Below are 21496 nucleotides of genomic sequence, written 5' to 3' on the forward strand. Positions count from 1 at the left end.
GCCAGGCGGGCTCGCGCGCCGGCCTTTGTCAATGGCCGTGAGCGCTTGCGCGGGTCGGCCGTGCGGCTATTTCGACGCAGGTCAATATGCTGTCCGGCGGATTGCGGACCGACTGCCAGGATGAGGGATAATACGCGTTCGAATCCATTTTTCTGCCGTACGCGTGCTGCGCCAGCCCTTGATGCGCGCGCCGCGCACGGCGCTTTGTCGCTGGACCAGCATGAATATCCTGAATCTTTCGTCCTACCAGTTCGTGACGCTCGACAAAACCGTCGAATGGCGGCCGCTCGTCACCGCGCGCTGCAACGAACTCGGCCTGCGCGGCACCATCCTGCTCGCGCCGGAGGGCATCAACCTGTTTATCGCCGGTAACATTCCGCAAGTACGCGAATTCATCAACTACGTTCGCCACGACCCGCTGTTCGAAGGCAAGTTCGCCGAACTGCAATTCAAGGAAAGCCTGTCCGAGAAACAGCCGTTTCGCCGTATGCTCGTCAAGCTCAAGCGCGAAATCATCACGATGAAAAAACCGGCTATCCAGCCGGAACTGGGCCGCGCGCCGGCCGTCGACGCCCGCACGCTGAAGGCATGGCTCGACCGCGGCCACGACGACGCGGGGCGCCCTGTCGTGATGCTCGACACGCGTAACGCATTTGAAGTCGATGTCGGCACGTTCGATAACGCGCTCGACTATCGGATCACGAAATTCAGCGAGTTCCCCGAAGTGATCGAGCAGAACCGCGCGGACCTCGAAGGCAAGACGGTCGTGTCGTTCTGCACGGGCGGCATCCGCTGCGAGAAGGCAGCCATCCACATGAAGGAAGTCGGCATTGACAATGTCTATCAGCTCGAAGGCGGCATCCTGAAGTATTTCGAGGAAGTGGGCGGCGCGCACTACAACGGCGAATGTTTCGTGTTCGACTATCGCACCGCGCTCGACCCGAACCTTCAGCCGACAGCGACCACCCAATGCTTCGGCTGCCGCGCCGTCGTCACGCCGGAAGACCAGAAGTCGCCGTTCTACGTGCCGGGCAAGACCTGCGCATCCTGCCATCCGGAAGCGCAGCGGCAGGTCGGTGCGGCGCACGCGGCGTAATCGCGGCGCTCGCATCGCGTCATCGTTACTCGCATGAACCCGTTGCGCATAGGCGGCGCCGCTGCCGCTCGCCACACCCTCGCATGACGACCGTTACCGAAGCACCCTATCGCGGCCGTTTCGCGCCGTCGCCGACAGGCCCGCTGCACTTCGGCTCGCTGGTCAGCGCGCTGGCAAGCTGGCTCGACGCCCGCGCGCATCGCGGCGCGTGGCTCGTGCGCGTCGAGGACATCGACGGCCCGCGCACCGTTCCCGGCGCGGCGGAAGATATCCTCGATACCCTCGCCCGCTTCGGCATGGTGGCCGACGAGCCGCCCGTCTGGCAAAGCCGGCGCATGCCGCTCTACCAGCACGCGTTCGAGCGCCTGCAAGCCACGGGCCTCGTCTATCCGTGCGGCTGCACACGCAAGGAAATCGCCGATTCGCTCGTACGCGCGCACGCGCGGCATACGACCCTCGCCTATCCAGGCACCTGCCGCAACGGCCTGAACGGCAAGCCCGCGCGTGCATGGCGCCTGCGGGTGCCGGACGGCGACGCCGCCATCGTGACCTTCGACGACGGCTGGCAAGGCCGGCAAACCCAGAATCTCGCCACCGAAGTCGGCGATTTCGTCCTGCGCCGCGCGGACGATCAATGGGCCTATCAACTGGCCGTGGTGGTCGACGACGCGGATCAACGCATCACGCACATCGTCCGCGGCGCGGACCTGCTCGACTCCACCGCGCGGCAGATCTACCTGCAACATTGTCTGGGCCTGCCGACGCCCTCTTATCTGCATGTCCCCGTCGTGACGAATGCCGACGGCGAAAAACTCAGCAAGCAGACGGGCGCATTGCCGCTGAGCGCGACCGACCCGCTCGTTGCGTTGACCGACGCAGCGCTGCATCTCGGCCTGAAGCTGACACAAACAGCGAAGTCGCTGGATTCGTTCTACGCGGAAGCGATCGCCGCCTGGTCGGAGCGCGTCAAACGCTGACGCGTCCATCACACTGGCCACAAAACGGAAACGGCGCCTGCAAAGGCGCCGTTTCCGTTTGAGATCATCGCTATTCGCGCAAGCACGCGAACAGCGGCACGACATCAGTTCGAGGGCGTCGTCTTGCGCGGCATGCCGAAGCCGCCCAGCAGCGCGGCGAGCGGCTGCTTCGACGCAGGCTTCTGCGGCGCAGCGGGTGCTTCGTCGCGCTTCGCGGCAGCCGAGACCGCAGAAGGCGACGGCTCATACGGCTTCAGGAAGAAATCGTCGACAGGTTGCTGACGATGGTGCGTCCCGTGCGCCGGACGCTCGTGCGCGCCCGTCGTACGGCGGCGGCTGCCGCGATCGTCGCGTTCGCGTCGCGCGCCGCGCTCGTCGTGATGATGACGCACAGGCGTATCGACGGTCAGGCGCTGCACGTCGAGCGGCCGCTTGATCAGCTTCTCGATGTCGGCAAGCTGCTTGCGCTCGTTCGGGCTGAACAGCGACAGCGCATCGCCCGATGCGCCCGCACGGCCCGTCCGGCCGATCCGGTGCACGTAGTCTTCCGCGTTGAACGGCAGATCGAAGTTGATCACGGCGGGCAACTCGGCAATATCGAGACCGCGCGCCGCCACGTCCGTTGCAACCAGCGCCTCGATCTCGCCGCGCTTGAACGCGTCGAGCGCCTGCATCCGTTCGCTCTGCGTGCGGTCGCCGTGAATCGCGGTGGCAATCACGCCGTCGCGCTCCAGCTGACGCGCGAGACGGCTCGCGCCGATCTTGCTGTTGCAGAACACGATCACCTGCTTGAGGCCGCGATCGCGGATCAGTTTCACGACGGCGCCCGTCTTGTCGCCCTCGGCCACTTCGTAGACGATCTGCGTGACGTTGGTGGCCGTCGAGTTGCTGCGCGCCACTTCGATCGTCTGCGGATTGCGCAGATACGTGGCCGCCAGCTTCTTGATTTCCGGCGAGAACGTCGCCGAGAACAGCAGCGTCTGACGTTCGGCGGGAAGCAGGTTCAGGATGCGCTGCAAGTCGGGCAGAAAGCCCATGTCGAGCATCCGGTCGGCTTCGTCGAGCACGAGAATCTGCACCTGGCCGAGATTGGCTGTCTTCTGCTGCACGTGATCGAGCAGGCGTCCCGGCGTCGCGATCAGGATTTCGACGCCGCGCCGCAGTTCCGCCGATTGCGGATTCATGTCGACGCCGCCGAACACGACAGCGCTGCGCAGCGACGTGTGTTTGGCGTACGCCTGCACGTTGGCGGCGACCTGGTCGGCGAGTTCGCGCGTCGGCGTGAGGATCAGCGCGCGGACCGGGTGGCGGGCCGGCGAGGCGCTCGTGCTGGCGAGCGGCAACAGACGCTGGATGATCGGCAGCGAGAAACCGGCCGTCTTGCCCGTCCCGGTCTGCGCGGCGCCCATCACGTCCCGGCCGCCCAGTACGACTGGGATCGCCTCGGCCTGGATCGGCGTCGGCGTCGTGTAGCCCTGTTCCGCGATGGCTTTGAGAATGTCGGCATGCAGGCCGAACTGGTCGAAGGTCGCGTTGGTAGGCGTGGTTGCTGTGTCGGACATGGTGGCTTTCGCTAAAAATGCGCCTGCGCTTTGCCGCTTGCGCGTTGCCAAAGGCGGCCGCGGGGGCGTCCGCTCAGATTGTTTCTGCAGCTTCTTCTGCAGCGGCCGCGGCCGCGGAGGGCATCAGGACATCAGGATGAAGGCGGAGCCACGGCGTTCCGCACAAGGCCCGAACTCGCGCCGCAAACGTCGGCGAGTGTCGGCAAGCATGCGGCCGGCTCCGGCCGGCGGAAACATCCGCCGGAAAGGGCGGTATTGTAGCACTTCGGCACTAATACCCATGGCGCGTGCGCGGAGTTTCTGCTTGTCGCGCCCGCGCCGTCATGAATACGCCATGTTTCAAGCAGGGACGGACCACGGCCGACGCGGGCAGCGTAGACGGGCAACGAGTCAATCTGGTGACAGCGCGCCGACCTGCGCCCGACGCCGCCCGGCTCACGTTGGCCCGTTCACCACGTTTCGCGCATGACCATCAGCCGCAGCTCCGTCATGTCCTCGATCGCGTAGCGGATGCCTTCGCGCCCAAGCCCCGAGTCCTTCACGCCGCCATACGGCATATTGTCGACGCGGAACGACGGCACATCGTTGATGACCACGCCGCCCACTTCGAGTTCATCCCAGGCCTGATGCGCGTGCGCGAGCGAATCCGTGAAAATGCCCGCCTGCAGGCCGAAGTCGCTGTCGTTGACGGTCGCGAGCGCCGTTTTGAAGTCGTCGAACTTTTCGAGGATCGCCACCGGCCCGAACGCTTCCTTGCGATACAGATCGGTGTCGCGCCCGACGTTTTCCAGCAACGTCGCCTCGAACATTGCGCCGTCCACCTTGCCGCCCGCGACTATCTGCGCGCCCGCCTTCACCGCGCTTTCCATCCAGCCCGCGAGGCGCCGCGACTCCGACTCCGAAATCATCGGCCCGACGAAAGTCTTTTCGTCCTTCGGATCGCCCATCTTCAGCGACTTCGTCTTCGCGATCAGCTTTTCGCGCAGCGCGTCGTACAGCGACGCATGCGCGAGAATCCGCTGCACGCCGATACAGCTTTGGCCCGACTGGTAGAACGCGCCAAACGCGAGCCGGTCCACCACGTAATCGAGCTTGTCACGCTGGTCGCCATCGACGATCGCGGCGGCGTTGCCGCCCAGCTCCAGAATCACCTTCTTCTTGCCGGCCTTCGCCTTGAGGTCCCAGCCGACGGCGGGCGAGCCGGTAAACGAGAGCAGCTTGAAGCGTTCATCGGTGGTGAAGAGATCGGCGCCGTCGCGATGGGCGGGCAAGACCGAAAACGCGCCTTTCGGCAGGTCGGTTTCCGCCAGCACTTCGCCGATGATCAGCGCGCCGATGGGCGTGCGGCTCGCGGGCTTCAGCACGAACGGCACGCCCGCCGCCAGCGCGGGCGCGACCTTGTGCGCGGCCAGATTCAACGGGAAATTGAATGGCGAGATGAACGAGCACGGCCCGATCGGTACCCGCTTCACATAAGCGTGATAGCCCTTGGCGCGCGGCGAGATTTCCAGATTGACGATTTCGCCGTCGATGCGCACCGACTCTTCCGCCGCGACCTTGAACGTATCGATCAGCCGCGTGACCTCGCCGCGCGAATCGTTGATCGGCTTGCCCGCTTCGATGCATAGCGCCATCGCCATCTCGTCGAAGCGCTCGCGAAAGCGTTTCACGCAATGTTCGAGCACGGCCTGACGCTTGAACGGCGGGATCGCGCGCATCGCGGGCATCGAGTCGGCGGCGAGGCCGATCGCCCGGTCGATGGCCTGCGCGTCGGCGAGCGCCACGCGCGTCGCCACTTCGCCGCTGAACTTGTCGGTGACTTCGAGATCGGTGTTCGCGGCGACCGCGACGTTGGCGAGGTAGTACGGGTAGCTCTTCTGCAACATGACTCGTTCTCCTTGATTGCAATCGGCTTGCGCAGCGAACACGGGCAGCAAGGACCATTCCGCAGCGGCCGCGCCGCGCGCCGACGAAGACGGCGCGATGCTCAAAGCTGCGCCGAAAGCCGCTTGATCTCGCGGTTGAGCACGCGCTCGTTATCGGAGTAATCGATCGGCACGTCGATCACATGCACACCCGGCGTCGCGAAGCATTCACGCACGAGCGGCGCGAGTTCCGCCGCCGACGCGACGCGATGCCCCTGCGCGCCATAGCTCTTCGCGTAATCGACGAAGTCGGGGTTGCTCAGCGTCATTCCGTAGTCCGGAAAGTTCATGTTCTCCTGCTTCCAGCGGATCATGCCGAACGCGTCGTCGCGCACGATCAGCACGACAAGATCGAGCTTCATCCGCACGGCCGTCTCCAGTTCCTGCGAGTTCATCATGAAGCCGCCGTCGCCGCACACGGCCATCACCTTGCGCTCGGGATGAACGATCTTGGTCGCGATCGCCGACGGCAGCCCCGCGCCCATCGACGCGAGCGCGTTGTCGAGCAGCAGCGAGTTCGGCTCGTGCGCACGGTAATAGCGCGCGAACCAGATCTTGTACATGCCATTGTCGAGACAGATGATGCCGTCGACGGGCATCGTCTCGTACACGTCATGGACGACGCGCACCGGGTACATCGGAAAGCGGTCGTCGTGCTGGCCCTTCGCAAGATGCGCTTCGAAATGCTCCTTGATCTCCTTGAAACGCGCGAAATCCCAATGCTCGCCCTTGCCTTGCAGCGCTTCTTTCAACTGCCAGACAGCGTTGGCGATATCGCCGACCACTTCGATCTGCGGGAAGTACACGGTGTCCACTTCCGCGCCGAGAAAGTTGACGTGGATCACGGTCCTCTCGCCCGCGTCGGCGCCGCGCATGAAGAACGGCGGCTTTTCGATCACGTCGTGACCGACGTTGATGATGCAGTCGGCGTGATCGATCGCGCGGTGCACGAAGTCGCCGTCCGACAGCGTCGCGTTGCCGAGCCACAGCGGATGCGATTCGTCGATCACGCCCTTGCCCATTTGCGTCGTGAAGAACGGGATGCCGATCTGGTCGACGAATTCGCGCAGCATCTTGCGCGTGGTCTTGCGGTTGCCGCCCGCGCCGATCATCAGCAGCGGATGCTTCGCCTCGACGATCGCCTTCACCGCGTGCGCAACCGCCTTTTCCTCGGCAACGGGACGCCGGCTGTAGCTCTTTGGAATCGGCTTGCCGTCACCCTCTTCATGCGCGACGTCTTCGGGCAGTTCGAGATGGGTCGCGCCGGGCCGCTCTTCCTCGGCCTGACGGAACGCCTCGCGAACCGACGCGGGAATGTTGGCAACCGACACGATCTGCCGCGTGTACTTGGTGAGGGGCTCCATCATCCGCACCACGTCGACGATCTGGAAATGACCCTGCTTGCTCGATTTGATCGGCTTCTGGCCGGTGACCATCAGCATCGGCATGGCGCCGAGCTGCGCATACGCGGCGGCCGTCACGAAGTTGGTCGCGCCGGGCCCGAGGGTCGCGAGACACACGCCCGTGCGTCCCGTCAGACGGCCGTAGGTCGCGGCCATGAAGCCCGCTGCCTGTTCATGGCGGGTCAGCACGAGCTTGATTCTGGAGCGGCGCAGCGATTCGAGGAGATCGAGATTTTCTTCGCCGGGAATGCCGAACACGTACTCGACGCCTTCAGCCTCCAGCGATTTGACGAACAGATCCGATGCTTTCATGGGGAGTCTCGCTTGACGAACGAACGCAGACCGGGCCGCTGCGACGTATGCAGCGGCACGCGGACAAGGATGATCGGAGACGATGACAGCCGCGCCGATGCATCGAGACGGGGCGCGGCCTGTGCGTGGCACACAGCTTACTACCGGAGGCGAAAACGTGTTGCTTCACGCGCAGGCGGTGGGGATGCGCGGCGAGCCGCGTGACCAGCGAGAGAGACTGGAACTGCGAAACGGCAAAAAAATCAGCGGACGATCGTCACGCAGTCGGACAGCAACGGCGGCGCGTCCTCGCCCTGCATCGCGTCATAGAGGGTGGCCTGCGGGCCCTTGGTCCACCACGTGTAGCTACCCGCCTGATACTTCGCGCCGGAGCCGGACAGCACGTTGACGAACAGCATCTGCCGGCCTTTCACCGGCAGCACCGCGAAGCTCTGACCGTTGGTTGCGTTCAGATAGGTGACTTGCAGGATGCGCCCCGTCGCGCAGGTGTACTTCTGGATCACGCGGTGCGAAGTGCGGATATCGGGCAACGGCGACAACCCGGCGGCGCGGGCCACGCCCGACGCCGCGACGAACGCCAGCACGCCCACCGATGCAACCCACCGTCTGCTCATTGAATGCCTCGCTTCGTGACGCTCTTTTGTTATGACTACGCGACCCGGCCGAAGTTTGCGGCTCATGGATCGATCACGTCGGCGCATGCGTCGGTCGGCGCGGCGGCCACGTGGCCGACCACGGGAACGATCTTGAGTCCCGCCGAGGCGATGCGGCACGGCGCAGCGGCCAGCCCGCAGCCGCTCAACGCGGCCATCAACCCAATCGACGCTGCCAGCGACGCGATACGCCGCGCGACCTTGCTGCCTGACTGTCTAGCTTTCACACGCACTCCGCTCCTGGTCCGCCCCGCGATCTACCCGCCTCGAGCGGCGACGTGCGAATCGCCATCCGTTCTCTCACTTCGCCGACACCGGCTTGACAGCGGCAGCCGCCTGCTTGGCGCGCTGCAGCGCTTCGCCGATATCGCTGCCCGTTGCGAGCGCCACGCCCATGCGGCGCTTGACGAAGCTCTCGGGCTTGCCGAACAGGCGCAGGTCCGCGCCCGGCACGGCGAGCGCCTGCGCGACGCCTTCGAAGGCGATGCCCGTTTCGTCCAACCCGCCGTAGATCACGGCCGACGCGCCCGGCGCGCGCAAGGTCGTATCAACCGGCAAGCCGAGAATGGCGCGCGCGTGCAACTCGAACTCGGAGAAACGCTGCGACGCGAGCGTCACGAGCCCGGTGTCGTGCGGACGCGGGCTGACCTCCGAGAACCATACGTCATCGCCGCGCACGAAAAGTTCCACGCCGAACAGGCCCCGGCCGCCGAGCGACGTCGTCACCTTGTCGGCGATGTCGCGCGAGCGTTCGAGCGCGCGCGGGCTCATCGGCTGCGGTTGCCACGATTCGACGTAGTCGCCCGCAACCTGCACGTGGCCGATCGGCTCGCAGAAACTGGTGGCCGTCTGCTGCGTGGCGGAATCGATCGCGCGCACGGTCAGCTGCGTGATCTCGTATTCGAAGTTGATGAACCCTTCGACGATCACGCGCCCGTGATTCACGCGCCCGCCCGCCATCGCGTATTGCCATGCCGGTTCGACATCGGAGTCGCTGCGCAGAACGGACTGCCCTTTGCCTGACGACGACATGACCGGCTTCACGACGCACGGATAACCGACCTTCGCGATGCCCGCCTTCAGTTCGTCGATCGAATCGGCAAACGCGTACGGCGACGTGGGCAGGCCGAGTTCCTCGGCGGCGAGGCGGCGGATGCCTTCGCGGTTCATGGTCAGTTGCGTCGCGCGCGCGGTCGGGATCACTTCGGCGACGCCTTCCGTTTCGATGGCGGCCAGTGCGTCGGTGGCGATGGCCTCGATTTCCGGCACGATCAGATGCGGGCGCTCTTTTTCGACGAGCGCGCGCAACGCCTTCGCGTCAGTCATGTCGATCACGTGCGAACGGTGCGCGACCTGATGCCCCGGCGCGTTCGCGTAGCGGTCGACCGCGATCACTTCGACGCCGAGCCGTTGCAACGCGATGATCACTTCCTTGCCCAGTTCGCCCGCGCCGAGCAGCATGACGCGCGTAGCCGAGGTCGAAAGAGGTGTGCCGATGCGTTGGCCGATCATCATGGAAGCTCCAGAGAATTTGTGACAAAAAGCGGGTGGAATGAATGACTGCGCCGATGTTAACATGCGCGGCCCCTGCGGCTGCGCCCGCCGCGTGCCGATAACCCGTGTGGGGAGCGCGTCGCGGGCGACCTTGCCGGGCGTGCTGTCAGGCGGCTGGGGCGGCGGCGAGCCATGCCGGTGAAACCGTTGCGCAACGGACTGCAACCGCGGGGCGAACGGCGTGGTCGCGGCAACCCTGCGTTTTTGCCGATGCCGCCTGTACCCGCCTTACCGCCTATACCTTTTGTTCACCCGCGTTTGCGCTCGCATGCGGCAAGCGTAGTGCGATACCCTTACGCCTTCGCCAGTTTAGAGAGGAACGACGATATGCAGCCCACGTCTGCCACGCAACGCGACGCACGCTCGAGCGCCACCCCCGACGCATCGTCGCATGCACCTGACACGGCTGCGCGCGTGTCGCTGCGCCGGCGCGCGGGTCATGCGCTGGCCGTCGTGTCGATGGCCGCGTCACTGTCCCTGCTCGTCGCCGCCTGCTCGATGCCGAAACATCCCGACACGGAAGCCCCGCCGCCCGATCCGTTCAACCCCGCGGCCACGCAACTGCTCGACAACACCGAATGGCAACTCAGCGGCTGGAAGCTCACGTCGGGCAGCACGCGCGAAGTGCCGGACGGCGCGAGCGGCGAACCCATCACGCTCCAACTGTCGACGCAAACAGGCCAGCGCCGCGCCAGCGGCTTCTCCGGCTGCAACCGCTATACGGGCACGTACATGCTGAAGGACGGCAAGCTGAGCTTCGGGCCGCTCGCGGGCACGCGCATGGCATGCGCGACGCCGGGCGGCAAGATCGAAGGCGCGTATCTCGCCGCGCTTGCGCATGTCGAGCGCTCGGGCGTCGACATGCGCAAGCCGCAACAACTTGAGCTGATCCTCGACAACGGCGACACGCTCGTGTTCGCGCGGCGCGGTCAATGACCGCGTGGCCGGCGAACGTCAACTGTATCGGGACGCCGCGCGCCGCGCGGCATTCGCTCGCGGATACGGCCCGCTTTGCCCAGTTAAACTCGATGGATCGCGCGCTCGCGCATCCGTCATTCGTTGATGTCTAGCATGCAAACGGTAGTTTTCGGCTGGTTCGGCGCTTCCGCCGTCTGGTTTCTTCCCCTGTTGTGGCGTCTCGTGAAGTCCGTGCTGCCGGGCGGCGCGGGCCTGCGCGGTCCCGGCACGATCCGGCTGTGGCTCGGCTTCGTCTGCGTGCTGATCGCGAGCTGCACGCTGGAGGCGTCGCTCGTCAACGTGCAGGGGCTCGACGGCTTCGGGCATGGACTGTCGGCGGGTCTCACGCATCTGATGGGGCGCGTCGCGACGCCGCTCGTGATGCTCGGCCTGTTCGCGGTTTCGCTGCCGTGGCTCATCGGTTTCAGATGGCCGTCGTTCTTCGCCTGGGCCAACGAGGCATTCGGTCTTGGCCTGTCGCGTAGCGCGCGCGAAGACGAACCGCGCGGCCACGCCTCGCGTGCCGTCGAGTCGGCGCCGTCCCATAGCAGCGCGCCGATCAATACGATGGCGCCAAAAGCCAATGGGCGTTATGCGCGGCCGACCGTGTGGCGGCCGCCTTCCACGACGCGCGCCGCGAGCGCTACGAGCGCCGCCGTCGCGGCGGGCGAAGCGATGGGCATGCCGGGTGGCTCGGCAGTGGGTAGCGGCGGCGGCGTACGCAACGCCGGCGGCCATGCGGCGGGCGGTGCGCAAGCAAGCCCCGCCTCCGTCCATCGGCCGGGCGCACCCAGGCCGTGGACGCCCGCCGAACCGGTCGCGCCCTCCGGCTGGCTCAACACCGACACGCCGCGCGCGCATTCGCGCGACACGGTGGCTCCGCTGATGGAAGCCGCGCGCGTCGCGGCCACGCCGCCGACGGTCTTCGGCAGCACGGCGGCCCTGCAATCGTCGAAAGCCGCGGCGGCCAATGCCGGGGCGCGCGGCCCGTCGGTGAATCCCGCCGTCGCGTCGGCGCGCTCGGCGGCCTTGCGCGGCGCGACGCTCGCGCAGAGCCGTCAGACGGCATCGGTCGGCGCGGCAACGCCCGCCGCGCCGACGCGGCGAGCCGTCGCGCCGTCCGCTTCGCCCGGCATGCGCCGCGACACGCCGAATCTCAAAGTGCCCGCCTACACGCGCGCCAACCCACCCGCCCAAGCCGTCGCGCCCGCGTCGAGCGTGCAGGAAACCCTGCGCAGCATCGAGGAAAACGCGGCGCGCTGGACGACCCTCGCGGGTGCGAGTCTCGCCCGGCGCACGGCGAGCGATCCGGCGAAGGTCGTCGACACGCGCAGCATGCCGGTTCCTGCCGATGGAGTGCATGCGCAGACGCCGTCCGCTAGCGGCACGGCGGTCGAGGCTTCCATGGGTTCCGCGAGCGCGGTGGGCGTATCGGGCGTGTCGGGCGTGTCGGGCGTATCGGGCGCGGCGGCCGTCGCTGCCGTCGATCAGGCCGTGTCCGCACTCGAAGCTGCCATTGCCACGCACACGACGCCCGCTGCGGAAACAGTTGCGCCTTCGGAATCAGCAAACGCAGCCGAGCGCAACGAAGAGGCGGCTCAAGCGCTTGTGGCCGCGCCATCCGTGACGCCGTCGGCTGTTGAGCAATCGCAGGTCGCGGGGGCAGAGCCGCCAGCGCAAACCGCCGCCGCCGAGCAAACGGATTCGGCTCGCGTGGAGCCCGCGGTTGCGCCCGCTCAGCCGAGCGCAATTGCCAGCGATGTGACGGCAAGCGCAATTCCCGTCGAGCCGCACACGCAGACTCACGCCGCGCAGGAGATTGAACAGGCCGTTGCAACGGCTGTGTCCGAGCCAGTTGAACCGCAACGGCAGGCCGTTGCCGAACAGATCGTGACACAAGCGATCGCGCAACACGTGGCGGCCGCTGTCCCGACCTCCACGCCGTCCGAACCGGCGACCAGCATCGCATCATCCGGGCAACCGGCGGCGCCTTCGACGCAGGCATCGACGCCCGCCGTCGAATCCGCGCCCGCCGATGCAATCGCAACGCCCGCACAACTCGCTTCGACGCAGTTCGACGCGCACGAAACGGCAGCGAGCCAGCCGGAATGGCCAGCGCCAACCGCCGTCGCGCAGCAGCCAGCGACTGTCGCTCACGCCGTCGAGTCCGCAACCGCCGCTGAAGCTCCCGTTGCGCCGTCAACATACATCGCGAGCGACACTGCCTCGCCCGCAGCGGACGAGCCCGAGTTCGCCGAACAGACTGAGACCGCCCCTACCCCGCTTGCGCCATGGGATGCGATCACGCAATCCGTGTCGCTCATGCGTGTGGCTTCGGCAACCGGTCCAACGGGACAACAGGCGCATCATGCATCGGTGTCGAACGCGCCTGCATACGGCGAAGCTGACACGCCTCGTGAACCTGTCGACGCGTCGACCGCGCTCGACGGCACATCGAACGAGACCGCACCCGAAGCAGCTTCGAACATCGTGCGCTTCCCGGGCCCGTCCCTCGTTGCGCCAGCGCCTGAACAGAACGCGGCCGACGAATTCGAGCCAGACCTGACGCAAGACGAGCCCGTCGACGCGCAACAGGCGCCGCCTGCCGCCACCCCGCCCCGCCCTGCCGTGCGCGGCCACAGCGGTCCCGCTTTCGAGTTTTACGCGCCTGCCGCCTCGCACATCGAACTGCCGGCGCTCGATCTGCTCGCGCCCGCCTCGTCCGACGCCGAGCCCGTCAGCGAAGAAAAGCTCGCCGAAACGGGCGCGCTGATCGAACAGCGCCTGCAGGAATTCAAGGTACCCGTGACGGTGGTCGGCGCATCGGCGGGACCCGTCATCACGCGCTTCGAAGTCGAGCCGGCGCTCGGCGTGCGCGGCAGCCAGATCGTCGGGCTGATGAAGGATCTGTCGCGGGGTCTCGGTCTCACGTCGATCCGCGTCGTCGAGACGATTCCCGGCAAGACCTGCATGGGTCTCGAACTGCCGAATGCCAAGCGTCAGACGATCCGTCTCTCCGAAATTCTCGAAGCCAACGTCTATCAGAAGTCCGCGTCGAATCTGACGCTGGCGATGGGCAAGGACATCACCGGCCACCCGGTCGTCACCGATCTCGCGAAGGCGCCGCACATGCTGGTCGCCGGGACGACGGGCTCGGGCAAGTCGGTGGCGATCAACGCGATGATCGTCTCGCTGCTGTACAAGGCGACGCCCGAAGATGTGCGAATGATCATGATCGATCCGAAGATGCTGGAGCTTTCCGTGTACGAAGGCATTCCGCATCTGCTCGCGCCTGTCGTGACGGACATGAAACTCGCCGCGAACGCGCTCAACTGGTGCGTCGGCGAGATGGAGAAGCGCTACCGGCTGATGTCGGCCGTCGGCGTGCGCAACCTGCAAGGCTTCAACCAGAAGATCCGCGACGCCGCCGCGAAAGAGAAGAAAATCGGCAATCCGTTCTCGCTGACGCCCGACGCGCCCGAGCCGCTGTCGCCGCTGCCGCTGATCGTCGTCGTGATCGACGAACTGGCCGACCTGATGATGGTCGCGGGCAAGAAGATCGAAGAACTGATCGCGCGGCTCGCGCAAAAGGCCCGTGCGGCGGGCATCCATCTGATTCTCGCGACGCAGCGCCCCTCCGTCGACGTGATCACGGGTCTCATCAAGGCGAACATCCCGACGCGCGTCGCGTTCCAGGTATCGTCGAAGATCGACTCGCGCACGATTCTCGACCAGATGGGCGCCGAGTCGCTGCTCGGCCAGGGCGACATGCTGTTCCTGCCGCCCGGCACCGGCTATCCGCAGCGCGTGCACGGCGCGTTCGTCGCCGACGAGGAAGTGCATCGGATCGTCGAGCATCTGAAGCAGTTCGGCGAACCGGAATACATCGAAGGGATTCTCGACGGCCCGGCGACGGATGGCGGCGGCGCGCAGGACCTCTTCGGCGAAACGCCGGATGCGGAAGCCGATCCGCTGTACGACGAAGCCGTCGCGTTCGTCGTGCGCACGCGCCGCGCGTCGATCTCGGCCGTGCAGCGGCAGTTGCGCATCGGCTATAACCGCGCGGCGCGGCTCGTCGAACAGATGGAGACGGCAGGCCTCGTGTCGGCGATGGGCATCAACGGCAGCCGCGAAGTGCTCGCGCCAGGGCCGGCGGAATGAGCCGCTTCCAGAATGGAACAGCGCCGCTGCGAGAACGACAATAGCCGGACGCAGCGGCGACACCCGCCTCTTTCACACTGCCGTCATCACGACGGCGACACCCACTTGAAGTCGACAGGCGATCCGATCTCGATGCGTTTCGGGTTCGCTTCCAGCAGCCCGCTTTGCGGATCGCGACGAAACACGTACGCCGTGTCGCTGTTCTGATTGCCGACGATCAGCCATTGTCCCGTAGGGTCGATGGAGAACTCTCGCGGAGATTTTCCAAGACTCGACTGCCGGCCGACTTCCCGGAGATGGCCGTTGCCGGGATCCACCGCATAGATGACGATTTCATTCGCATCGCCGCGATTGCTGGCGTACAGAAAGCGTCCGTCCGGCGACAGATGGATCGCGGCTGCGCCTACCTGCCCCTTGAAGCCGGGTTTCGTCATCGGCACGACCTGCAGTTGCGTGAGCTTGCCGTCGTCGTAGTGAAATGCCGTGACGGTCGCCGTCAGCTCGCTCGTCAGATACGCGTATTTGCCGTCGGCGCTGAACACCAGATGGCGCGGGCCCGAGCCGGGCTTCACGTCGGTATAGCGCTTGTCCGTCGGGCCGAACAGGCCGCGGCTGCCGTCGGGCGTGTAGCGGTATGCGTAGAGCTTGTCGGTGCCGAGATCCTGCGCGAACAGATAGTTGCCGTCGGGCGAGAACACGGTCGAATGCACGTGCGCGTTGTCCTGGCGTCCTTTCACGGGACCGCCGCCTTCATGATGCACGGTTAGCACCGACGCGCCGACCTGGCCGTCCGCCAGCAACGGAAACACCGCGAAGCTGCCGCCCGGGTTCGCGGCGACCGAGTAGTTGGCCGTCGTCAGATACTTGCCGTCCGGCGAGATGCTCAGATAGCACGGATCGTTGCCGTCCGACGACACGCGGTTCAGGAACGTTAATTGCCCGCTTTTCGCATCGAAGCCGAACGCGCTGATGCCGCCGCGCTGCCCGGCGGGGCCGTTGTCGCCCGGCTGCTCGTTGACGGAATAGACGTAGCGGCCGTCGCGCGACGCGATCACGTACGACGGGTTGTCAGTCTTCGCAGACGCCACCTGTGTCGCGTCGCCCGACTTCGTGTCGAAGCGATAGACATAGATGCCTTCGCTCTTCGGACCGGTGTACGTGCCGACGATCAGATCGTAGACGCCGTCGGCGGGTGCGGCGGTCGTGCCTTGAGCGAAAGACTGCGTGGCGGCAATCGATACCATCAGTGTCAAACCTCTTATGATCGAACGGGCGGACAAGCGCGGATTCACGCGCAAACTGAAAGACTGTGGCACGGCACACGCTACTGCTCGGGTACGACGCTGCATGACGACCTCCTGGCGAGACGGGTTATTCGGTTCGTGTGTGTCGCTGGTCTGCCGCGCGGCTCGATCGGAGCGTGCCGTTGTCGTAACGGATGCATGACGATCGCAGCGTGCGCGTCGTGCGCCCTCGTGGCCCGGCCGCCGCTGATCGTCGATGTCGTATTTGGGGCAAGTATAAGAGCGTTGCCCGCGCCAGCACAGTCTGATCCGCGAACCCAGGCTATCCGACAGGTTGTCTCTTTCCGTCGTCAATTCCAACAAAAGGAGTCGCCATGAACATCCATCTCACGCTCGGCCCGCTCGTCGCGCTGATCGCCGGCATTCTCATTCTGATCGTGCCGCGTTTGCTCAACTTCATCGTCGCGCTTTATCTGATCATCATTGGGCTGATCGGGCTGTTCGGCGTCGGCGGCACGGCGCACTTCTGACGCGCGTGCACGGACGCGTCCACGCAGGCGCGCTGCGCATTGCATTGGTGTTGAACGCGCCGCGTGACGGCGCTTCCGGCATGTCAGACGCTCACGAACCCACGCGCAGCGCCGCGCGGGCCGCTTGTCGCGGTCCGCGCGGCGCTGCGCGTGTTTGACTGGAAGCGTGCTCGTTCGGGATAACGCGCGTCGCGTCAGCCGTTCGACAGTTGATCGAGACGCAAGCGCCCCTGCAAGGACAGGCCACCGACGGCATAATGACCGTCGGCTTCGCTATAGCGCTTGAAACAGGCGCGTTCGATCAGAAATGCAGCGGCGGTTTCCATCCCGTTGCGCGAGATGCCGAGCGTGCGGAAGTCGAGTGGAAGAAGCGAATCGTCAGGCAACTGACTCGCGGCGGAGAGAATCGTGATGCAGTCGGATTTCGACGGGTTCAGCATGGCTTATCCTCGAAAACGGCGCCGTGGCTGCATGCTGCAACACCGGCCGCCGGTGGGCTGCGATTCATCAGAACTCACGTTTGAATCCGATTGTAAGCATCAAAAAATTGGATTGGCAATACGCCCGGATGCTCGCACGCGTATGCACCAGAATGCACCGCGCAAGCCCGGTAACTACGACGCTCGCGCACCGTTTCGCGCGCGCAGGAACGTACTAATTACACGGTGACCGACGGCTTTACCATGTCTGCCTCTATCGAAGACTATGCACTCATCGGCGACGGTCACACGGCCGCGCTGGTTTCGCGCGATGGTTCCGTCGACTGGCTGTGCTGGCCACGTTTCGACTCGGGCGCTTGCTTCGCCGCGCTGCTCGGCACGAGAGACAACGGCCGCTGGCTGATTGCGCCCGCACTGGACGATCAAGCCGAAGATGCCGCTGATGCCCCGTCTGCGTCGCAGGAAGAAACGCGCGAGGAAGGGCGCGCAGAACCCTGCAGCAAGCCGGTGCCGCGCCAGGCAGACAAGCCGGGCGCCGCGCGCACGGCGACGCGCGAAGGCGCGACTGAAGCGGCTCAGGCGGAAGCACGCGACGCATCGGCCGCCCGCGACGCAGGCGACGCAGGCAACCCCGGCATCAAAATGGGTTTCGCGCGCGCCACGCGCCGCCGCTATCGCGGCGAAACGTTGATCCTCGAAACCGACTTCGAGACACCCGACGGCGCCGTCACGCTGATCGACTTCATGCCGCCCGGCAACGGCTGGTCGGAGATGGTCCGGATCGTCGTCGGCAAGCGCGGCACTGTGAAGATGCGCATGGAACTCGTGCTGCGCTTCGACTATGGCTTCTCGATTCCCTGGGTCAGCCGCCTCGCGCGCGAAAGCGGCATCAAGGCGATCGCCGGACCGGACACGGTCGCGCTGCGCACGCCTGTCGATCTGCGCGGCGAGAACATGAAGACAGTCGCCGAGTTCACCGTCTCGGAAGGTGAACGCGTGCCGTTTTCGCTGACTTACTCCGCGTCGCACCTGAACATTCCGCCCGCGCGCGATCCGCACTCGGCCCTCGCCCGCACTGAGAACTACTGGCTGGAGTGGTCGTCGCGCGGCACCGTCGAGGGCAAGTACGCGAGCGCCATCCGCCGCTCGCTGCTGACGCTGAAAGCGCTCGCCTACGAGCCGACGGGCGGCATCGTCGCTGCGCCGACCACGTCGCTGCCCGAGAAGATCGGCGGCACGCGGAACTGGGACTACCGCTACGTGTGGCTGCGCGACGCAACCATCACGCTGCTCGCGATGATGCGCGGCGGCTACTACGAAGAGGCGCGCGCGTGGCGCTCGTGGCTGGGGCGCGTGATGGCGGGCTCGCCCGAGCAGTTGCAGATCATGTACGGCCTCGCGGGCGAGCGGCGGCTGCCCGAGTTCGAAATCGACTGGCTGCCGGGTTATGAGAACTCGAAGCCCGTGCGTATCGGTAACAACGCGGTCGGGCAATTGCAACTGGACGTTTACGGCGAAGTGATGAACGCGCTGCATCTGGCGCGTGTCGGCGGTTTGCAGGCGGACGAAACCGCGTGGAACGTGCAGTGCGAGATGCTGCGGCACCTCGAAACGATCTGGCAGGAACGCGACGAAGGCATCTGGGAAACGCGCGGCGGCCGTCAGCATTTCACGTTCTCGAAGGTGATGGCATGGGTCGCATTCGATCGTGCGATCAAATCGGCGGAAAAATTCGATCTGCCCGCGCCGCTCGAACACTGGTACGCGGTGCGTGCGCAGATTCACTCGGACGTCTGCGCGAAAAGCTGGAATGCGCAGCTGAACGCGTTCACGCAGATCTACGGCGGCGACGAACTCGATGCGAGCGTGCTGCTGCTGCCGCTGCTCGGCTTTTTGCCGCCCTCGGACCCGCGCATCGCCGGCACCGTCAACGCGATCGAGAAAAACCTGATGCACGACGGCTTCGTGATGCGCTATCGCACCACCGAGTTCGACGACGGCCTGCCGCCCGGCGAAGGGACGTTTCTCGCCTGCAGCTTCTGGATGGTCGACAACCTCGCGCTGCAGGGGCGCATCGACGACGCGCGCGCCATGTACGAGCGGCTGCTGTCGCTCGCGAACGACGTCGGGCTGCTCGCGGAGGAATACGATCCCGTCGGCGGACGGCTTGTCGGGAATTTCCCACAGGGGTTTTCCCATGTGGCCCTTGTTCACACCGGACTGAATCTGATGAAACACGAGCAAGAGATGGCACATGCGACTGGCCAGCCGCCGCATGACGGCGAGAGCGGACAAGCTGCTGCGCCGCCCTCTGGCACGCCTGATGCTGATATCTCGGCACCTCCCGTCGCCTAAAGAAAACGGGCGAATTGTCGATGACGTGGATATGACATCCGTGAGTGTGCTAACGCACTGTTGTTGCATTGCACAAATCGTATGCCTTCTATATCATCACCCGAACCAGACGGCCGATAATCGTCACCACCAACAATTCCACACGTAACCAGAACCGGCCCGCCTCGTCGCTGCGCGTTCAGACACGCTGCCCTGCGCGAACCGTTATAGCTGGAGCACCCATGCTCTATCAAATTCACGAATTCCAGCGGGCATTGTTGAGCCCGCTCACCGCCTGGGCTCAGGCTGCCTCGAAATCGTTTGCGAATCCGGCCAGTCCGCTCGCCTATGTGCCGGGCGCCACCCGCCTGTCCGCTGGCTACGAACTGCTGTACCGGCTCGGCAAGGATTACGAGAAGCCCGAGTTCAACCTGCACCAGATCGTCAAGGACGGCCACAACATTCCCATCGTCGAGCAGACGATCGTCGAAAAGCCGTTTTGCCGGCTGATGCGCTTCAAGCGCTATTCGGACGACAGCGATGCCGTGACGCAGCTGAAGGAAGAACCCGTCGTGCTGGTGTGCGCACCGCTGTCGGGCCACCATTCCACGCTCCTGCGCGACACCGTCAAGACGTTGCTGCAGGATCACAAGGTGTACATCACGGACTGGATCGACGCGCGCATGGTGCCGATCGAAGACGGTACGTTCGATCTCGACGATTACATCGCGTACATCCAGGAATTCATCCGCCACATCGGCGCGAAGAATCTGCACGTGATCTCGGTGTGCCAGCCAACCGTCCCGGTGCTCGCGGCCATTTCGCTGATGGCGAGCCGAGGCGAGGACACGCCGCGCACCATGACGATGATGGGCGGCCCGATCGACGCGCGTAAGAGCCCCACGGCCGTCAATTCGCTGGCGACGCAGCATTCGATCGAATGGTTCGAGAACAACGTCATTTACAACGTGCCGCCGAACTATCCGGGCTTCGGCCGCAAGGTGTACCCGGGCTTTCTGCAGCACACGGGCTTTGTCGCGATGAATCCGGAACGTCACGCGGCTTCGCACTGGGACTTTTACCAGAGCCTGCTGCGCGGCGACGAAGAAGATGCGGAAGCACACCGCCGTTTCTACGACGAATACAACGCGGTGCTCGACATGGCCGCGGAATACTATCTGCAGACCATCCGCGTCGTGTTCCAGGAGTTCAGCCTCGCCGAAGGCACGTGGGAAGTGAACGGCGAACTGGTGCGCCCGCAGGACATCAGGAAGACCGCGCTCTTCACCATCGAAGGCGAACTCGACGACATCTCCGGCAGCGGCCAGACGCGCGCCGCGCATGAGCTGTGCACGGGCATCCCGGAGAAGGACCGCCGTCACTTCACGGCGGAAAAGTGCGGCCACTACGGCATTTTTTCGGGCCGTCGCTGGCGCACCATTATCTATCCGCAGCTGCGCGACTTCATCCTCGAGCACACGCCGAAAGCGCCCACGCGCAAGACGGAAGAGCGCGTCGAGGCATAGGCGCACGGCGGCGCAAGCCGCGTGCGGCGGGCGCAGCCAAATGTTGCGCCTGCATCCAACGCATTCCAGCGGATACGAAAACGGCCTCTTGCGAGGCCGTTTGTCCGTCAGGCGATCACGCTTAGCGGCGCATCAGATACGCGAGCAGGATTTCGGTGTTCATCTGGATCACTTCGCTGCGCTCGGCGGCCGCGCTGAAGTCGCGGCCCAGTGTGGCCTCGAGCGTGAAGCGGTTCGACACGATGTAGTAGCCCATCCCCGACAGCGTCACATAGAAGCGCAGCGGATCGACGTTCGTGCGAAACAGCCCGGCGCGCTGGCCGCGCTCGAGTATCGAGCCCAGTGTGGCAACGATCGGCGAGATCATTTCGCGAATGCGCGTGGACTTCTGCATATAGCGCGCCTCGTGCAGATTCTCGTTGTTCACGAGTCTCAGCAATTCGGGGTGATCGCGATAGTAATCCCACACGAAATGCGCGAGCCGCGTGACTGCCTCGACAGGCGCGACGCCTGCGAGATCGAGCGTGCGCTCGGCTTCCGTGAGCGCGCTGAACGCGTGTTCGAGGACTGCCGTGAAAAGCTGCTCCTTGCTACCGAAGTAGTAGTAGAGCATGCGTTCATTGGTCTCCGCGCGGCGGGCGATCTGGTCGACGCGTGCGCCGAACAACCCACCATTCGCGAACTCTTCGGCCGCCGCGAGCAGAATGCGGCGACGGGTGCCTTCAGGATCTCTTTTGATTTTCGGCTGATTCATGGTGGCATGTGCTTCGTGAGCCGCGTTATCCGGATCGCTCGCCGTCCAATTGCCTGGCCTTGCAACGG

15 protein-coding genes and 1 pseudogene are annotated in these 21496 nt (G+C 65.2%); 7 read left to right on the forward strand and 9 right to left on the reverse strand.

The annotated features are described in order from the left end of the window. Positions 1-220 precede the first annotated feature (220 nt). Together C2L66_RS10940 and gluQRS are read left to right on the forward strand one after the other, a co-directional pair. Entirely contained in the window at positions 221-1096 is an 876-nt protein-coding gene (locus tag C2L66_RS10940) for a sulfurtransferase (RefSeq protein ID WP_054930039.1), read from the forward strand. 83 nt (positions 1097-1179) lie between these two features. Beyond that, entirely contained in the window at positions 1180-2073 is an 894-nt protein-coding gene (gene gluQRS / locus C2L66_RS10945; protein WP_060600151.1) for a tRNA glutamyl-Q(34) synthetase GluQRS, read from the forward strand. A gap of 104 nt (positions 2074-2177) precedes the next feature. Here the strand turns inward: gluQRS and C2L66_RS10950 are convergent, their stop codons facing one another. The 6 genes from C2L66_RS10950 to purT form a co-directional block, all read right to left on the reverse strand. Then, the gene (locus C2L66_RS10950; protein ID WP_060600149.1) at positions 2178-3635 is read right to left on the reverse strand and encodes a DEAD/DEAH box helicase; all 1458 of its coding nucleotides are present in this window, start codon (positions 3633-3635) and stop codon (positions 2178-2180) included. Between the two features lie 449 nt (positions 3636-4084). Beyond that, on the reverse strand, positions 4085-5521 hold the full coding sequence (locus C2L66_RS10960; protein WP_060602554.1) for an aldehyde dehydrogenase family protein: 1437 nt from the start codon (positions 5519-5521) through the stop codon (positions 4085-4087). Positions 5522-5622: 101 nt separating this feature from the next. Beyond that, positions 5623-7275 (reverse strand): acetolactate synthase large subunit, encoded by a 1653-nt coding sequence (locus C2L66_RS10965; RefSeq protein ID WP_054930001.1) that lies wholly within the window; start codon positions 7273-7275, stop codon positions 5623-5625. A gap of 242 nt (positions 7276-7517) precedes the next feature. Beyond that, positions 7518-7889 carry an MliC family protein gene (locus C2L66_RS10970; RefSeq protein ID WP_054930000.1) on the reverse strand — a complete coding sequence of 124 codons (372 nt, stop codon included), beginning with the start codon at positions 7887-7889 and terminating at the stop codon, positions 7518-7520. Between the two features lie 62 nt (positions 7890-7951). After that, positions 7952-8116: a DUF6726 family protein gene (locus tag C2L66_RS10975; RefSeq protein WP_318248436.1), complete on the reverse strand. Its 165-nt coding sequence runs from the start codon at positions 8114-8116 to the stop codon at positions 7952-7954. Between the two features lie 112 nt (positions 8117-8228). After that, positions 8229-9443: a formate-dependent phosphoribosylglycinamide formyltransferase gene (gene purT, locus C2L66_RS10980; protein ID WP_054929999.1), complete on the reverse strand. Its 1215-nt coding sequence runs from the start codon at positions 9441-9443 to the stop codon at positions 8229-8231. Positions 9444-9809: 366 nt separating this feature from the next. Here purT and C2L66_RS10985 point away from each other — a divergent pair, with 366 nt between their 5' ends. Beyond that, a complete protein-coding gene (locus C2L66_RS10985; RefSeq protein WP_060600147.1) occupies positions 9810-10418 on the forward strand; it encodes an META domain-containing protein in 609 nt (202 codons plus the stop codon). A gap of 135 nt (positions 10419-10553) precedes the next feature. Beyond that, positions 10554-14600 carry a DNA translocase FtsK gene (locus tag C2L66_RS10990; protein WP_060600145.1) on the forward strand — a complete coding sequence of 1349 codons (4047 nt, stop codon included), beginning with the start codon at positions 10554-10556 and terminating at the stop codon, positions 14598-14600. An 86-nt stretch (positions 14601-14686) separates the two neighbouring features. On the opposite strand, the gene C2L66_RS10995 is transcribed toward C2L66_RS10990, so the two are convergent. Next, positions 14687-15844 carry a lactonase family protein gene (locus tag C2L66_RS10995; protein WP_060600143.1) on the reverse strand — a complete coding sequence of 386 codons (1158 nt, stop codon included), beginning with the start codon at positions 15842-15844 and terminating at the stop codon, positions 14687-14689. Positions 15845-16218: 374 nt separating this feature from the next. On the opposite strand from C2L66_RS10995, the gene C2L66_RS11000 reads away from it, so the two are divergent. Beyond that, positions 16219-16374 (forward strand): DUF3096 domain-containing protein, encoded by a 156-nt coding sequence (locus C2L66_RS11000; protein WP_007583393.1) that lies wholly within the window; start codon positions 16219-16221, stop codon positions 16372-16374. Between the two features lie 194 nt (positions 16375-16568). Here C2L66_RS11000 and C2L66_RS11005 read toward each other — a convergent pair whose 3' ends face one another. After that, positions 16569-16814 carry a hypothetical protein gene (locus tag C2L66_RS11005; RefSeq protein ID WP_036003661.1) on the reverse strand — a complete coding sequence of 82 codons (246 nt, stop codon included), beginning with the start codon at positions 16812-16814 and terminating at the stop codon, positions 16569-16571. Between the two features lie 243 nt (positions 16815-17057). On the opposite strand from C2L66_RS11005, the pseudogene C2L66_RS11010 reads away from it, so the two are divergent. Both C2L66_RS11010 and C2L66_RS11015 read left to right on the forward strand, forming a co-directional pair. Further along, positions 17058-19098 (forward strand): annotated as a pseudogene (locus tag C2L66_RS11010) (glycoside hydrolase family 15 protein); the annotation flags it as partial. 292 nt (positions 19099-19390) lie between these two features. Then, positions 19391-20674, forward strand: a complete 1284-nt coding sequence (locus tag C2L66_RS11015; protein WP_054929995.1) for a polyhydroxyalkanoate depolymerase — start codon at positions 19391-19393, stop codon at positions 20672-20674. A gap of 121 nt (positions 20675-20795) precedes the next feature. Here C2L66_RS11015 and C2L66_RS11020 read toward each other — a convergent pair whose 3' ends face one another. Further along, complete coding sequence (locus C2L66_RS11020) at positions 20796-21428, reverse strand: TetR family transcriptional regulator (protein WP_007583389.1); 633 nt, start codon at positions 21426-21428, stop codon at positions 20796-20798. Between the last annotated feature and the right edge of the window lie 68 nt (positions 21429-21496).

The sequence above is a fragment of the Paraburkholderia caribensis genome, assembly GCF_002902945.1.
Classification (GTDB): Bacteria; Pseudomonadota; Gammaproteobacteria; order Burkholderiales; family Burkholderiaceae; genus Paraburkholderia; species Paraburkholderia caribensis.

Coding starts and splice junctions, on each gene's coding strand:
- C2L66_RS10940 (WP_054930039.1), top strand. CDS start 221: ATGAATATCCTGAATCTTTCGTCCTACCAGTTCGTGACGCTCGACAAA.
- C2L66_RS11020 (WP_007583389.1), bottom strand. CDS start 21,428: ATGAATCAGCCGAAAATCAAAAGAGATCCTGAAGGCACCCGTCGCCGC.
- C2L66_RS10995 (WP_060600143.1), bottom strand. CDS start 15,844: ATGGTATCGATTGCCGCCACGCAGTCTTTCGCTCAAGGCACGACCGCC.
- purT (WP_054929999.1), bottom strand. CDS start 9,443: ATGATGATCGGCCAACGCATCGGCACACCTCTTTCGACCTCGGCTACG.
- C2L66_RS10960 (WP_060602554.1), bottom strand. CDS start 5,521: ATGTTGCAGAAGAGCTACCCGTACTACCTCGCCAACGTCGCGGTCGCC.
- C2L66_RS11005 (WP_036003661.1), bottom strand. CDS start 16,814: ATGCTGAACCCGTCGAAATCCGACTGCATCACGATTCTCTCCGCCGCG.
- C2L66_RS10970 (WP_054930000.1), bottom strand. CDS start 7,889: ATGAGCAGACGGTGGGTTGCATCGGTGGGCGTGCTGGCGTTCGTCGCG.
- C2L66_RS10985 (WP_060600147.1), top strand. CDS start 9,810: ATGCAGCCCACGTCTGCCACGCAACGCGACGCACGCTCGAGCGCCACC.
- C2L66_RS10950 (WP_060600149.1), bottom strand. CDS start 3,635: ATGTCCGACACAGCAACCACGCCTACCAACGCGACCTTCGACCAGTTC.
- gluQRS (WP_060600151.1), top strand. CDS start 1,180: ATGACGACCGTTACCGAAGCACCCTATCGCGGCCGTTTCGCGCCGTCG.
- C2L66_RS10990 (WP_060600145.1), top strand. CDS start 10,554: ATGCAAACGGTAGTTTTCGGCTGGTTCGGCGCTTCCGCCGTCTGGTTT.
- C2L66_RS10965 (WP_054930001.1), bottom strand. CDS start 7,275: ATGAAAGCATCGGATCTGTTCGTCAAATCGCTGGAGGCTGAAGGCGTC.
- C2L66_RS11000 (WP_007583393.1), top strand. CDS start 16,219: ATGAACATCCATCTCACGCTCGGCCCGCTCGTCGCGCTGATCGCCGGC.
- C2L66_RS11015 (WP_054929995.1), top strand. CDS start 19,391: ATGCTCTATCAAATTCACGAATTCCAGCGGGCATTGTTGAGCCCGCTC.